Origin of the sequence: Mycolicibacterium lacusdiani, from assembly GCF_021916785.1 — a bacterium.
Lineage (GTDB): Bacteria > Actinomycetota > Actinomycetes > Mycobacteriales > Mycobacteriaceae > Mycobacterium > Mycobacterium lacusdiani.
Map to the genome: position 1 here is coordinate 727,257 of NZ_JAKCFC010000003.1, position 13,996 is coordinate 741,252.

General features: G+C 68.6%; 12 protein-coding genes. 4 read left to right on the forward strand and 8 right to left on the reverse strand.

The genetic code is table 11. The annotated features are described in order from the left end of the window. Positions 1–3: 3 nt before the first annotated feature. From clpB to LOK44_RS13280, 3 genes are all read right to left on the reverse strand, one after another. Positions 4–2,550 carry an ATP-dependent chaperone ClpB gene (clpB, locus tag LOK44_RS13270; protein WP_237570452.1) on the reverse strand — a complete coding sequence of 849 codons (2,547 nt, stop codon included), beginning with the start codon at positions 2,548–2,550 and terminating at the stop codon, positions 4–6. A 181-nt stretch (positions 2,551–2,731) separates the two neighbouring features. Further along, positions 2,732–3,676 (reverse strand): putative antibiotic biosynthesis monooxygenase, encoded by a 945-nt coding sequence (locus tag LOK44_RS13275; protein ID WP_237570454.1) that lies wholly within the window; start codon positions 3,674–3,676, stop codon positions 2,732–2,734. Further along, a complete protein-coding gene (locus LOK44_RS13280) occupies positions 3,673–5,079 on the reverse strand; it encodes an amidohydrolase family protein (protein WP_237570456.1) in 1,407 nt (468 codons plus the stop codon). Before LOK44_RS13280 ends, LOK44_RS13275 begins: the two co-directional genes overlap by 4 nt. Before the next feature lie 66 nt (positions 5,080–5,145). Here LOK44_RS13280 and LOK44_RS13285 point away from each other — a divergent pair, with 66 nt between their 5' ends. Continuing rightward, positions 5,146–5,793 carry a GAP family protein gene (locus LOK44_RS13285; protein ID WP_237570625.1) on the forward strand — a complete coding sequence of 216 codons (648 nt, stop codon included), beginning with the start codon at positions 5,146–5,148 and terminating at the stop codon, positions 5,791–5,793. On the opposite strand, the gene LOK44_RS13290 is transcribed toward LOK44_RS13285, so the two are convergent. Beyond that, the gene (locus LOK44_RS13290) at positions 5,725–6,420 is read right to left on the reverse strand and encodes a TetR/AcrR family transcriptional regulator (RefSeq protein WP_237570458.1); all 696 of its coding nucleotides are present in this window, start codon (positions 6,418–6,420) and stop codon (positions 5,725–5,727) included. The two genes, LOK44_RS13285 and LOK44_RS13290, sit on opposite strands and share 69 nt — an antisense overlap. A gap of 94 nt (positions 6,421–6,514) precedes the next feature. Between LOK44_RS13290 and LOK44_RS13295 the strand changes: the two genes are divergently transcribed. From LOK44_RS13295 to LOK44_RS13305, 3 genes are read left to right on the forward strand one after another with little or no spacing between them, the layout of a single operon-like run. Beyond that, positions 6,515–7,531 carry an ABC transporter permease gene (locus tag LOK44_RS13295; protein WP_237570460.1) on the forward strand — a complete coding sequence of 339 codons (1,017 nt, stop codon included), beginning with the start codon at positions 6,515–6,517 and terminating at the stop codon, positions 7,529–7,531. Between the two features lie 11 nt (positions 7,532–7,542). Further along, entirely contained in the window at positions 7,543–8,709 is a 1,167-nt protein-coding gene (locus LOK44_RS13300; RefSeq protein ID WP_237570462.1) for an FAD-binding oxidoreductase, read from the forward strand. Between the two features lie 18 nt (positions 8,710–8,727). Then, positions 8,728–9,630, forward strand: coding sequence for an aldose 1-epimerase (locus LOK44_RS13305; RefSeq protein ID WP_237570464.1), 903 nt, complete (start codon positions 8,728–8,730; stop codon positions 9,628–9,630). Here the strand turns inward: LOK44_RS13305 and LOK44_RS13310 are convergent. The 4 genes from LOK44_RS13310 to dnaK are packed head-to-tail and all read right to left on the reverse strand — an operon-like array spanning position 9,627 to position 13,794. After that, entirely contained in the window at positions 9,627–10,004 is a 378-nt protein-coding gene (locus LOK44_RS13310) for a heat shock protein transcriptional repressor HspR (RefSeq protein WP_163919409.1), read from the reverse strand. The genes LOK44_RS13305 and LOK44_RS13310 overlap by 4 nt on opposite strands. A gap of 31 nt (positions 10,005–10,035) precedes the next feature. Further along, positions 10,036–11,223: a molecular chaperone DnaJ gene (gene dnaJ, locus LOK44_RS13315; protein WP_237570465.1), complete on the reverse strand. Its 1,188-nt coding sequence runs from the start codon at positions 11,221–11,223 to the stop codon at positions 10,036–10,038. Between the two features lie 40 nt (positions 11,224–11,263). Next, positions 11,264–11,890, reverse strand: a complete 627-nt coding sequence (gene grpE / locus LOK44_RS13320) for a nucleotide exchange factor GrpE (RefSeq protein WP_237570467.1) — start codon at positions 11,888–11,890, stop codon at positions 11,264–11,266. A gap of 44 nt (positions 11,891–11,934) precedes the next feature. Continuing rightward, a complete protein-coding gene (gene dnaK, locus LOK44_RS13325; protein ID WP_163919412.1) occupies positions 11,935–13,794 on the reverse strand; it encodes a molecular chaperone DnaK in 1,860 nt (619 codons plus the stop codon). Between the last annotated feature and the right edge of the window lie 202 nt (positions 13,795–13,996).

Consider the following 13,996-nt stretch of genomic DNA (forward strand, 5'->3'; position numbering starts at 1 on the left):
AACTTAGCCCAGGATCAGGTGTTCACCGTCCGGGCTCAGGTTGACCGGCACGAGGTCGCCGTCGTGCACCTCGCCGGCCAGCAGCATCCTGGCCAGCTGGTCGCCGATGGCCTGCTGCACCAGCCTGCGGAGCGGGCGGGCGCCGTAGAGCGGGTCGAAACCGCGCTCGCCGAGCCACTTCTTGGCGGGTAGCGACACCTGCAGGGTCAACCGGCGCTGCGCCAGCCGCTTCTGCAGCTGATCCAGCTGGATGTCGACGATGCGGACCAGTTCCTCGGGGTTGAGCCCGTCGAAGATCAGCACGTCGTCGAGGCGGTTGATGAACTCCGGCTTGAACGCGCCACGCACCGCGGCCATCACCTGTTCCTCGTTGCCGCCCGACCCCAGGTTCGAGGTCAGGATGAGGATGGTGTTGCGGAAGTCGACCGTGCGGCCCTGACCGTCGGTCAGCCTGCCCTCGTCGAGGACCTGCAGAAGCACGTCGAACACGTCCGGGTGGGCCTTCTCGACCTCGTCGAACAGCACCACCGAGTACGGCCGCCTGCGCACCAGCTCGGTGAGCTGGCCGCCCTGGTCGTAGCCGACGTAGCCGGGAGGGGCACCGACCAGCCGTGCGACGGAGTGCTTCTCGCCGTACTCGCTCATGTCGATGCGGACCATCGCGCGCTCGTCGTCGAACAGGAAGTCCGCGAGCGCCTTCGCCAGCTCGGTCTTGCCGACACCGGTGGGACCGAGGAACAGGAACGAGCCCGTCGGACGGTTGGGGTCGGCGACGCCGGCCCGGCTCCGTCGCACCGCGTCGGAGACCGCGGCCACGGCCTTGCGCTGGCCGATGACGCGCTTGCCCAGCTCGTCCTCCATGCGCAGCAGCTTGGCGCTCTCGCCTTCGAGGAGCCGCCCGGCCGGGATGCCGGTCCACGCCTCCACCACCTCGGCGATGTCGTCGGGGCCGACCTCCTCCTTGAGCATGACGTTCTCCTGCGCCTGGGCCTGCGGCAGCGCGGCGTCGAGCTTCTTCTCGACCTCGGGGATCCGGCCGTACCGCAGCTCGGCGGCCTTGGCCAGATCGCCGTCGCGTTCGGCCCGCTCGGATTCACCGCGCAGCTGGTCGAGCTGTTCCTTGAGGTCGCGGACGACGTCGATGGCGCTCTTCTCGTTCTGCCACCGGGTGGTCAGCTCGGAGAGTTGCTCCTTCTTGTCGGCGAGTTCGGCGCGCAGCTTCTCCAGCCGTTCCTTCGACGCGGCGTCCTCCTCCTTGGCCAGTGCCATCTCCTCGATCTCGAGTCGACGGACCAGACGCTCGACCTCGTCGATCTCGACGGGGCGGGAGTCGATCTCCATGCGCAGCCGGGAACCGGCCTCGTCGACGAGGTCGATGGCCTTGTCCGGCAGGAAGCGGGAGGTGATGTAGCGGTCCGACAGCGTGGCGGCCGCGACGAGCGCGGAGTCGGTGATCCGGACGCCGTGGTGCACCTCGTAGCGGTCCTTGAGCCCGCGCAGGATGCCGACGGTGTCCTCGACCGACGGTTCGCCGACCAGCACCTGCTGGAAGCGGCGCTCCAGGGCGGCGTCCTTCTCGATGTACTTGCGGTACTCCTCGAGCGTGGTCGCGCCGACCATCCTCAGTTCACCGCGCGCCAGCATGGGCTTGATCATGTTGCCCGCGTCCATCGCGCCCTCGCCGGTCGCACCGGCGCCCACGATGGTGTGCAGCTCGTCGATGAACGTGATGACCTGACCGGCCGAGTTCTTGATGTCGTCGAGGACGGCCTTGAGCCGCTCCTCGAACTCACCGCGGTACTTCGCGCCGGCCACCATCGACCCCATGTCGAGCGAGACCACGGTCTTGTCGCGCAGGCTCTCCGGCACGTCGCCGGCGATGATGCGCTGGGCGAGGCCCTCGACGATCGCCGTCTTGCCGACGCCGGGCTCGCCGATCAGCACCGGGTTGTTCTTCGTGCGGCGGCTCAGTACCTGGACGACGCGACGAATCTCGTTGTCGCGCCCGATGACCGGGTCGAGCTTGCCCTCGCGGGCACGCGCGGTCAGGTCGGTGGAGTACTTCTCCAGCGCCTGGTAGGTGCCCTCGGGATCGGGGCTGGTGACGCGCGCGCTGCCGCGCACCTTGGTGAACGCCTCGCGTAGCGCCTGGGGTGATGCGCCGTGGCCGGTGAGGACCTTGGCGACGTCGCTGTCACCGGTGGCGAGGCCGACCAGCAGGTGCTCGGTCGATACGTACTCGTCGTCCATCTCGGTGGCGAGGTGCTGCGCGGCGGTAACCGCGGCCAGCGACTCGCGAGACAACTGTGGCGTCGAGTTGGCGCCGCTCGCGCTGGGCAACCGGTCGATGAGGCGCTGCACCTCGGCGCGGACCGTCGCGGGTTCGACTCCGACCGCCTCGAGCAGGGGCCCGGCGATGCCGTCGTTCTGCGTCAGCAACGCCATCAACAAATGGACGGGCCGAATCTCCGGGTTGCCTGCGGCGGTCGCCGCCTGCAACGCCGAGGTCAGCGCCGCCTGGGTCTTCGTGGTCGGGTTGAACGAGTCCACGACACCTCCCTTCCTAAGCTTGGAAAAATGCTTGTCGCCTTACTCAACGTCGTCAAGGTTGAGTGTGTTCCGCTCAAGTTCAATCAATTGTGAGCGATCGCCGGCGCGACGTCCACAGCGCGTCGGTTACGGGTGACCTTTTCGGGCCTTTCGAGGTCCTTCGACCCCGCGAGGTGACGCCTCAGTGATAGTCCCAGTACTGCAGCCAGGTGATGGTCGCGAAGATCGCCAGCGTGACGGCGTAGCCGGCGACGACGATCGCCACTCCGCGCAGCGTCACGCCGAGCCCTGCGCCGTCGACCGGATCCAGCCACCGGCGCATCCTCCGCACGGCGAACGGCATCAGCACCCACTGCAGCAGCGAGATGCTCAACACCTGACTCAGCCAGATGGTCAACCACGGCCCGGCGCCCATGCCCTCGAGGATCGGACCGAAGAACCGCGACAACAGCATCACCGTCGGGTAGAGCACCAGCAGGACCAGCATCGCGGACTTCCAGCCTGGCGTCAGTTTGGTGCGGCCGTCCTCGACGCGCACGGTCGTGCCGAACGGCGTGGTCTGGGTGAAGGTCGAGAAGTCCTCGTCGAGCGTCGACCGCAGCGGTGACAGTGCATCCTGGCGCTCGGTCGACTTCAGCCAGCCGGCGAGCAGCCGCTCGGTGCGGAACCGGATCAGCGACGTCCACTCCCCCGATCCGCCGGGCGGTAGGACGACCGTGCCCTCGTACCCGGCGAACCGCGAACTGGCGGCGGTGAGATCGCATTGCGCACCGATGAATTCGTCGACCCGGCCCGCCGTGACGGTGTGCCGGAACACCGCCACGCCCGGCGGGGTGGACTCGCCATCGACCAGCACGAGGTCGGTTGCCGCCCGGTGGAATCCACGCGCCGACCCCGCACTCAGTGCCTCGGCCCTGGCCGGGCCGTCGAGCCACGCGTTGAGCAGCGATTCGTCGCGGAAGGTCACCGCGATGGCGAGATCCAGTCGCTCGTCGGCGTATACCGACGTCGCCAACTCGACGAATCCGTCAGCTGATCGGGCGCTGGATGCCAGCTCGCCCAGCCAGGCGTCGAGGCCCGCCGGGTCGACGGGACGGGCCAGCACGGTGACGGCGGTCGCGCTCACGCCGCCTCGTCCAGTCGGCGGCCCCGAACGTACACCTGCGAGATGGTTGGCTCCCGGATGCCCATGAGCAGTGCGAACAACGTCTGATCGCGCGCGAGATCCTCGTCCTCCGAACGGATCCCGTGCTCGAGGGTGTCGGCGAGGGCCGGACTGCGCCGCGGGTCGACGACCACGAAGTCGGCCTCCTTGCCGACGTCGAAGTTCCCGAACCGGTCCTCCATGTCGAGTGCGCGGGCACCCGCGAGCGTGCCGGTGAAGAGCATCTCGGCGGGATGCAAGGACACGCTGTCGTCACCGGGTTCGCCGATGTGCTGCTTGAACGCGTCGCCAAGGACGCGCGGAATCAGCCATTCGTCCCCGCCACCGAAATCGGTTCCGGCAGCGATGTTCACACCGGATACGACGGTCCTGCGCCACGGCATCGTGCCCGATCCGAGGAACAGCTGGGACACCGGACAGTGCGCGATCGAGGTGCCCGTCTCGGCCATCCGCCGCAACTCGGCGTCCTGGCAGTGCACCGCGTGGGCCATGATGGTGCGCCTGCCGAGCAGACTCTGCCCGCCGACCGTCGATCCCGGCAGGAACCTTCCGTCGTAGGTGTCGAGGTAGCTGTCGACGCCGTACCGGCGCTTGACCGAATCGACCTCACCGATGCCCGGCTGGGCGTTCTCGTTGAGGTGGGTGTGCACGTACACCCCGCGGTCGCGGACCGAGTCGTACAGATCGCCGAGCCGTCGCAGGGTCTCGGTCGTCACCGACGGCGCGAACCTCGGCACGACGGCGACGTGCAGCAGCGCCGTGGCCACGTCGCCGGTGTCGGCGCCGTGCCAGGTGTCGATCTCCTCGCGGGCGAGTCGGATCGCGTCGTCCTCGGAGGTGAGAAGTGGCGCAGCGCTGTCGGGGCCGACGGTCTGGATGCCACGGCCGCTGACGATCCGCAGTCCTCGGCGGCGCGTCTCCTCGAACAGCGCGTCCTGGGCGTGGGGAAAGGCCGAGCCGAACACCATCGCCGCGGTGGTGCCCGCCGCGATGCGCCGGTTGCAGAAGTCGACGGCGGCCCGCCGCGCGAATCTGGGGTCGGCGAATCGCGCCTCAGACGGGAAGATGCACCGCGTGAGCCATTCGAGCAACTGGCCGCCGCCGTAGGAGTCGCCCGCGTAGGTCTGCGGGAAGTGGACGTGCGCGTCGATGAACCCTGGCAATAGGAAACCGGGACCGTGGTCGTGAACGGTCACCGAACGGTGGACATCCGGCAGGTCGGACCTGCTCCCGCAGAACGCAATTCGGCCGTCGTCGCCGACCACCAGGGCGCCGTCGGGGATCGACACCAGGGCGGCTGCCGCGTCCGTGACCGTGGGCCGGCCTGCGACGTGGAATACGTGCCCGTGGTGGACCTCGTTCATGCAGGCGCCCCCTTCGGACCGGTCGAATGCCGGTCTGGGAGCAACATACTTGCTACCTTGACCGCGATGCTCACCGAACTGATTCCGCTGGCGCTCGTGGTCGCGTTGTCGCCACTGTCGATCATCCCGGCGGTGCTGGTGCTGCACACCTCGCGGCCCCGGCCCACCGGCGCGGGGTTCCTGGCCGGGTGGGTGCTGGGCCTGGCGGTGCTGACGGCGGTGTTCGTCGAGGTGTCGGGACTACTCGGCGGACTCGACGAGAAGCCGAGATGGGCGTCCTGGCTGCGGATCGTCGTCGGCGCCGCGCTGATTGCGTTCGGCGTCTACCGCTGGACGGTCCGCAAGCGCTCCGAACACGCCCCGGCGTGGATGAGCAAACTCTCGGCGCTGACGCCGCCGAAGGCGATGGCGACGGCGGTGGTACTCACGGTCGTCAACCCGAAGGTGCTGTTCATGTGCGCCGCAGCGGGTTTGGCGATCGGCACGCAGGGCCTTGGCCGCCACGACGCCTACGTCGGCGTCGCCTACTTCGTGGCAGTGGCTGCCTCGACGGTGGCATTGCCGATCCTCGCCTACGTCGTGTCCGGCGACCGCCTCCGCGGCCCCCTGTCCCGACTCAAGGACTGGATGGAACGTCAGCACGCGCTACTCGTGGCGATCATCCTGGTGGTCATCGGTGTCATGGTGCTGTACAAGGGCATTCACGGCCTCTAACTCGTCGAGACTCGGCAAGCCCAGTTCGTCGGCGTCGGCGACGAGGTAGCGCGTGACCGTCGGTGACAGCACCCTCGCGAGGTCGTCGGCGGGCAGGGTCGCCAGCGGCGGAACCTTCATCACGTAGCGCATGAGCGCCGTGCCGACCAGGCTCGAGGCCGCGAGCATCGCGCGTAACCGCGCCTGCTCGTCGCCTCCGATCACACCGGACACCGCGGTCAGCACGTAGTTGCGCATGAAGGCTCGGAACGCCTCGTTGGCATCGGAGTTCGACGTGGCCGACTGCAGCATCGTCGCCATCGTGGACGCCGTCTCGGGCGCCTCCCAGATCGTGAGGTACTGCTTGACGAGGCGTTCGCCGATCGTGCCGTCGGCCCCGGCCATCGCCGACGCCAGCAGCGTCGGGTCGATGATCAGGCGCAGTGACTCCTTGAACAGGTCGGCCTTGGATCCGAACAGGTAGAGCACCATCGACGGGTCGACGCGAGCGTCCTTGGCGATGGCCCGCAGCGTCGTCTTCTCGTACCCGTCGTGGGCGAACCGCTCCTTCGCCGCGGCCAGCACCGCGTCCCGGGAGACGGGTTCTCCCTGACGTCTTCCACGCTTCGTCTTCGCTGGTGAGGCCATGCCCCGACACTAACATTTCAATGGGTGTTGAAAACTTCGGCGGACAGGCTTACGCTCACGGCACAGATTTCAACAACCGATGAAAAGAGCCGCCATGAACGTGGAAGCCCCGCCCCGGCACACCCAGCACGGGCAGCAGTCGCACGAACCCCCGGCGGCGGCACGCGCCGCGGGCATCGTCGTCGCACTCACCCTCGCGATCGCGATCCTGGCCATCGCGTTCGCCCTGCCCGCAGTCGAGTCCGCGCCGCGCGACGTGCCCATCGGCGTCGCAGGACCTGCGGCGGTCACGACGCAGATCAGCGATCAGGCCGGCCAGGCCGCACCCGGCGCGTTCGCCGTCACGGTGTACTCCAGCGAAGATGCGCTGCGGCAGGCGATCCTCGATCGCCAGGCCTACGGCGGCATCGCCGTGGGACCGCAGGGGCCAACCCTGCTGACGGCCACCGGCGCCAGCCCGGCCATCGCCACCGTGCTCGGACAGCTCGGCGCCGGCATGGCCCAGAAGACCGGGATGCCGCTGCGCACCGAGGATCTCGCACCATTGACTGCCGACGATCCGCGCGGTGCGGGTCTGGCCGCCACTGCCCTGCCGATCACGCTGGCGGGCATCGTCCCCGCGATCGTCCTGCTGCTGGTCCTCACGCGCGAGGCGTGGACCAGGTTCGCAGCGGCCGTCGTGTTCGCGCCCGTCGCCGGCGTCAGCATCGCGGCCCTGCTGTGGTTCGTGTTCGGCTCGATCGACCAGAACTTCTGGGGTGTCGCGGGAGCACTGTCACTGGGCATCGCTGCGGCGCTGCTGCTCGTGCTCGGACTTGGCTCGCTGTTCGGCAAGGTCGGGCTCGGCATCGGCGCGGCGCTGGCCGTCCTGGTCGGCAATCCGCTCTCGGGTCTGGCGAGCGCCCCGGAGATGCTGCCGAGCGGCTGGGGAGCGTTCGGTCAACTGCTCCCCCAGGGTGCGACCGCCACACTGCTGCGGTCCACGGCCTACTTCTCCGGCGCCGGAGCGACGACCGCGATCGTGGTACTGACCTGCTGGGCGGCACTGGGCGCGACGCTGGTGATCATCGGGGCGCTGCGGCAGACGGGTGCGACCGCGGAACTCACTTAGACTCGAACGACGTGGGACTAGACGACCGTGGCGCGCTGACGACATTGCGTGCCGCGGTCGACCCGTCTGCAGGCCCGGACGGCGTGATCCGCGACTTCTACACCAGATGGTTCGCGACGGATGCGTCGGCGCGCGACCTGTTCCCACCCGACATGAATCAGCAGCGCGAGGTCTTCTCCCGCGCACTGCACTGGGTGCTCGGGGAGATCGCCGAACAGCGCGCGCAGGAACCGGTCGCCTTCCTCGCCCAACTCGGCCGCGACCACCGCAAGTACGGCGTCACCGCAGCCCACTACGACACGATGCAGCGTGCCCTGCTGGGTGCGCTGCGCGGTCACTTCGCCGACCGCTGGGACGGCGCCGTCGCCTCGACAGCCGTCGACGTCGTCGAACTGGTCATCGGCGTCATGCGGGGCGCGGCCGACGCCGAGAGCGGATCCCCGTACGAGGACGGCACCGTCGTCGACCACATCCGCGCGACGCGCGACGTCTCGATCATCCGGTTGCAGCTCGACCGGCCGCTGTTCTATCACCCCGGTCAGTACGTGACGGTGCAGGTGCCGCAGTGGCCGCGGCGGTGGCGCTTCCTGTCGCCGTCGATTCCCTCCGACGGCGACGGCGCCATCGAGTTCCACATTCGGTCGGTCGCCGGCGGCATGGTCAGCACAGCGATCGTCGGCGAGACCCACGTCGGGGACCGCTGGCGGCTGTCGAGTCCGCACGGCGGCCTGCACGTCGACCGCAATGCCGGCGACGTCCTGATGGTGGCGGGCAGCAGTGGGCTGGCCCCGCTGCGGTCGATCATCATGGACCTGCAGCGCTTCGCCGAGAATCCGCGCGTGCACCTGTTCTTCGGCGGCCGCTACCCGTGCGACCTCTACGACCTGAACACCCTGTGGCAGGTCGCCGCGTACAACCCGTGGCTGTCGGTGACCCCGGTGTCGGAGTTCACGACGAACCCGCCGTGGGCCGCCGACTACCCGCTGGTCGAACCGCCACGCGGCCTGCACGTCCGCCAGACCGGACTGCTGCCCGAGGTCGTCACCCGGTACGGCAGCTGGAGCGACAGGCAGATCCTGGTCAGCGGTGGCCCCGAGATGATCGCGGCCACGAAGGCGGCACTCGTCGCCAGGGGCGCGCGACCCGAGCAGATCCAGCACGATCCACCCGCACCCTGAGCGTGTGAGAATCGGACGATGCCAGAGTTCGAGTCGGTCACGCTCGTAGACCCGTCGTCGTCACTGACCGCCACGTTCGTGCCCGAGGCCGGGATGGTGGGAACGTCGCTGAGCGAGGACGGCTCCGAGTTCCTTGGCCAGCGCCGCGGACTCGACGCCTACGTGAGCGACGCCAAGACGATGGGCATCCCCATCCTCTACCCGTGGGCGAACCGTTTGAGCGGCAACGGATACGAAGCCGGCGGCGCGCAGGTGACGTTGACTCCCGGCGCAGGCGGGGTCCGCACCGAGGAGAACGGCTGGCCGATGCACGGAGTGCTGGCGGCCTACCCCGGCTGGCTGGTGGCCGCGCGCACCGACAACTCGCTGACCGCCGTGCTGGACTACGGCGGCGCGCCGCGACTGCTCGCGGCTTTTCCGTTCCCGCACGTGCTGACCCAGCGGGTGACGCTGGCCGACCGGACACTGACCGTCGAGACCACCGTCCGCGCGACCACGGCCGCGGCGGTGCCGCTGTGCTTCGGCTACCACCCGTACCTGACCATCCCCGGCGTGCCACGCGACGAGTGGCGGCTCACCACCCCTGCGCTACGCCACCTGCCAGTCGACGACCGCGGCATCCCCACCGGGCAGCACGAACCTTGGGACGGCGGCACCCGGCCGCTACAGGGCGTCGAGTACGACGACGGCTTCGACCAGGTGCCCGACGGTGCGGTGTTCGCCCTCGAGGGCGGCGACCGCCGCATCGAGGTGACCTACGAGACCGGTTATCCCGCAGCACAATTGTTCGCACCGCCCGGCCAGGACCTGATCGGCATCGAGCCGATGGCAGCGCCCACCGACGCCCTGCGCCGCGGCGGATACCGAAACGCGGCCCCCGGCAAGCCGGAGACCGCGCGGTTCTCGATCACGGTGCGCTAGCGGCGCGGACCCTTGCGGGGCTGCCACAGCACCAGCGCCGTACTCTTGGCCGCGGCCTCACGATGCTGCGCCATGCGCAGGCGATCGAGTTCGTCGGCCATCTCCGCCAATCGGGACTGCAGCGCCTCGACCTGATTGGTCAGCTCGATGATGCGCTTGATCCCGGCGAGGTTCACGCCTTCGTCTTGCGACAGCCGCTGCACCTCACGGAGCAGGTCGACGTCGTGTTGCGAATAGCGCCGTCCCCCACCGGAACTGCGCTGCGGGCTGACCAGGCCGAGCCGGTCGTAGGTGCGCAGCGTCTGCGCATGCATCCCGGCCAGCTCGGCGGCCACCGAGATCAGAAACGTGCGAGCGTCGTCCTTCTTGCTCATCAGTGCCCTCGCTTCTTCGCGCAAGCGCTCATCAGACGTTCCCCGACCATCCCGCCCTGGGATCGAACCCACTGGCGCGCTCTGCCTTCGCGTACGCCTCCAGCGCCTCGGCCGCCTCGCCCTCGAGGTTGGGCGGCACGGCGACCTTCACGGTGACCAGGAGGTCGCCGTGGCCGCCGTTGCGTTTCGGCACGCCACGCCCACGCACTCGCAGGATGCGGCCGTCCGACGTGCCCTTCGGCACCCGGACCCCGACCTTGCCCTCCAGCGTCGGCACGGAAAGCGTTGTTCCCAGGGCCAATTCGTGGAAGCTGACGGGCACGCTGACGGTCAGGTCGTCGCCGTCGCGGCCGAACACCTTGTCCGGCCGGACGTGCACCGTGACGTACAGGTCGCCCGACGGCGCGCCACGCAGGCCCGCCTCACCCTGGCCGGCCAGCCGGATGCGCTGACCGTCCTCGACGCCCGGTGGGATCCGGACGTTGATGGTGCGGGTGCGGGTGATCTTGCCCTCGCCGTGGCACTCGTCGCACGGCTCGTCGATGATCGACCCGGTACCGCGGCACTCGGTGCACGGCTCGGAGAACCCGAACGCGCCCTGGTTGCGGCTGATCACACCGGCGCCGTTGCAGTTCGCGCACACCCGCGGACTGGTCCCCGGACGGGCGCCGCTGCCATGGCAGTTGGTGCACGGCGCGGGGCTGGTGAGCCGCAGCGGCATCGCCACGCCCTTGGTCGCCTCGAGGAACGACAGTTCCGTCTCGGTCTCCAGGTCGTTGCCCCGCCGGGGCCGGCTGGGTCGCGGTTGCTGTGCGCCCCGGCCGAACAACCCGCCGAACAGATCGCCGATGTTGGCGCCGCCGGTTTGGCCCGCCGCGCCGAACAGGTCGCCGAGGTTCACCTCACCGTCGGTGCCGTATCCGCTGAACCCACCGCCGAATCCACCGTCACCAGGCGCGTACCGCCGACCGAAGCCGCCGCCCGCGAAGAGCCGACGGGTCTCGTCGTACTCCTTGCGCTTGGCCGGGTCGACGAGCACGTCACGTGCTTCGCCGACCTCCTTGTACTTCTCGTCGGCGGCCGCGTCGCCCGGTTTGCGATCGGGATGGTTCTCGGCGAGCAGCTTCTTGGCGACCCGCTTGATCTCCTCGGTGCTGGCATCGGAGGAGACGCCGAGCACTTTGTAGAAGTCCTTCTCAACCCACTCGCGCTGGGCCATCGTGCGTCACCTCCTCACCGTTGGTCATGTCGTTCGTGCTCTATTCGCTTGATTCTGAACCGTCTTGGGCGGCTGCGTCGGATTTCACCGCAGTGTCGGCCCCGTCGACCCCGTCGACCACTCCGACCATCGCGTTGCGGAGCACCTGGTCGCCGAGCTTGTAGCCCTGCCGCATCACCGTGCCCAACACCGGATTCGAGCCGTCGCCCTCGTGCTGAACCGCTTCGTGCAGCGAAGGGTCGAAGGGGTCGCCCTCGACGCCGAACGCCACCAGTCCCATGCTCTCGAGCGTGCCGGCGAGCTTGTCGCTCACCGACTTCAGCGGGCTGGTCTCGAGGTCACCGTGCTTGCGAGCGCGGTCGAGATCGTCGAGCACCGGCAGCAGCGCCACGATGGCAGTCGCCTTGCCGCGTTCTGCCGCGACCTGCTTCTCCCGGTCCGCGCGCTTGCGGTAGTTGTCGTACTCCGCCTTGACCCGCTGCAGCATCGCCTTCAGCTCTGCGGCTTCGTCGGTGTCGGCCGGGGCCGGGGTGCCCGCCCCCGGCTCCGACCCACTGGGGGCCGGGCCGGTGCTGTCTCCCCGGTCGCTGCGCTCCTGCCCGCCGGGGCCGGCTTCGCGCACTTCGCCGGTGTCGGGATCGATCCGCCGCTTGTCGGTGATGGTCACCGGCTCGTCCTGCGGATCGCGCCCTTCATCAGAGGAGCTGCGAGTCACTTGTTCTCCCGGTTGTCATCCTCGTCGACGACCTCGGCGTCGACGACGTTGTCGTCGGCCTGGCTGGAGCCGGCACCGTCACCGCTGCCCTGCTCGGCCTGGGTGGCCTCGTAGATCGCCTGGCCGAGGGCCTGGCTCTCGACGCCCAGCTTCTCCATCGCGGACTTGATCGCCGCGATGTCGGAGCCGGCGAGTGCCGACTTGGCCTCGGCGACAGCCGAATCCACCTTGCTCAGCGTCTCCTCGGGAACCTTCGAGCCACCTTCGGCTTCGCGCTGCTCCTTGACGAACTTCTCCGTCTGGTAGACCAGCGACTCGGCCTGGTTGCGGACGTCGGCCTCTTCGCGACGCTTGCGGTCCTCCTCGGCGTGCGCCTCGGCGTCCTTGATCATCCGATCGATGTCCTCCTGGGAGAGGCCGGAGCCCTCCTGGATCTTGATCGTGTTCTCCTTGCCGGTGCCCTTGTCCTTGGCCGTGACGTGCACGATGCCGTTGACGTCGATGTCGAAGGTGACCTCGATCTGCGGGACGCCGCGCGGCGCAGGCGGGATGCCGGTCAGCTCGAAGCTGCCGAGCAGCTTGTTGGCCGACGCGATCTCGCGCTCACCCTGGAAGACCTGGATCTGCACCGACGGCTGATTGTCGTCGGCCGTGGTGAAGGTCTCCGACCGCTTGGTCGGGATCGTGGTGTTGCGCTCGATCAGCTTGGTCATGACGCCGCCCTTGGTCTCGATGCCGAGGCTCAGGGGGGTCACGTCGAGCAGCAGCACGTCCTTGACCTCACCGGCCAGCACACCCGCCTGAAGTGCGGCGCCGACGGCGACGACCTCGTCGGGGTTGACGCCCTTGTTGGGCTCCTTGCCGCCGGTCAGTTCCTTCACCAGCTCGGTGACCGCGGGCATGCGGGTGGAACCACCCACGAGGACCACGTGATCGATCTGGCTGACGGAGATGCCTGCGTCGGCGATGACCGACTGGAACGGCTTGCGGGTGCGGTCCAGCAGATCCTGAGTGATCCGCTGGAACTCGGCACGCGTGAGCTGCTCGTCGAGGAACAGCGGGTTCTTGTCCGCGTCGACGGTGATGTAGGGCAGGTTGATCGACGTGCTCTGACCCGAGCTCAGTTCGATCTTGGCCTTCTCGGCGGCTTCACGGAGCCGTTGCATGGCCATCTTGTCCTTGGTCAGGTCGATGCCGCTGGTGGCCTTGAACTTCTCGACCAGCCAGTCGACGATGCGCTGATCCCAGTCGTCGCCACCGAGGTGGTTGTCGCCCGAGGTCGCGCGGACCTCGACGACGCCGCCGCCGATGTCGAGCAGCGAGACGTCGAACGTGCCACCACCGAGGTCGAAGACCAGGATGGTCTGGTCCTTGTCGCCCTTGTCCAGGCCGTACGCCAAGGCGGCGGCCGTGGGCTCGTTGACGATGCGCTGGACCTCGAGGCCGGCGATCTGGCCGGCTTCCTTGGTCGCCTGACGCTGGGCGTCGTTGAAGTAGGCGGGAACCGTGATGACCGCGTCGGTGATGTCCTCACCGAGGTAGGCCTCCGCGTCACGCTTCAGCTTCATGAGCACGCGCGCGCTGATCTCCTGCGGCGTGTACTTCTTGCCGTCGATCTCCACGGACCAGTCAGTGCCGATCTCGCGCTTCACCGAACGGATGGTCCGGTCGACGTTGGTCACCGCCTGGTTCTTGGCGGGTTGTCCGACGAGCACCTCGCCGTTGCGCGCGAACGCGACGACGGACGGGGTGGTGCGTGAACCCTCCGAGTTCGCGACGACGACGGGGTCGCCGCCTTCGAGAACCGAGACGACGGAGTTGGTGGTCCCGAGGTCGATGCCGACCGCACGAGCCATGGTTGTGCCTCCTAGATATTCCGATCAAGGAACGTATGTGGGTCTGAGTGGACCACGCTCAAGCCTTCCCGGTTCACCGGTGTCTTGTCAACCGAGAGTTGAGCCTGTTTCACTCAAGTTGCTGTCGAATGGCTCAACGGGGGTCATTCCGGATTTGTTCCCGGCGCCGTCTGTCGTTCTCGCGAGATCTACCCCAGCGCTG

Excerpts from the sequence above, each read along its gene's own strand:
- LOK44_RS13280 (WP_237570456.1), bottom strand. The coding sequence starts at position 5,079 with ATGAACGAGGTCCACCACGGGCACGTATTCCACGTCGCAGGCCGGCCC.
- LOK44_RS13285 (WP_237570625.1), top strand. The coding sequence starts at position 5,146 with ATGCTCACCGAACTGATTCCGCTGGCGCTCGTGGTCGCGTTGTCGCCA.
- LOK44_RS13290 (WP_237570458.1), bottom strand. The coding sequence starts at position 6,420 with ATGGCCTCACCAGCGAAGACGAAGCGTGGAAGACGTCAGGGAGAACCC.
- LOK44_RS13295 (WP_237570460.1), top strand. The coding sequence starts at position 6,515 with ATGAACGTGGAAGCCCCGCCCCGGCACACCCAGCACGGGCAGCAGTCG.
- LOK44_RS13305 (WP_237570464.1), top strand. The coding sequence starts at position 8,728 with ATGCCAGAGTTCGAGTCGGTCACGCTCGTAGACCCGTCGTCGTCACTG.
- LOK44_RS13310 (WP_163919409.1), bottom strand. The coding sequence starts at position 10,004 with ATGAGCAAGAAGGACGACGCTCGCACGTTTCTGATCTCGGTGGCCGCC.
- dnaJ (WP_237570465.1), bottom strand. The coding sequence starts at position 11,223 with ATGGCCCAGCGCGAGTGGGTTGAGAAGGACTTCTACAAAGTGCTCGGC.
- dnaK (WP_163919412.1), bottom strand. The coding sequence starts at position 13,794 with ATGGCTCGTGCGGTCGGCATCGACCTCGGGACCACCAACTCCGTCGTC.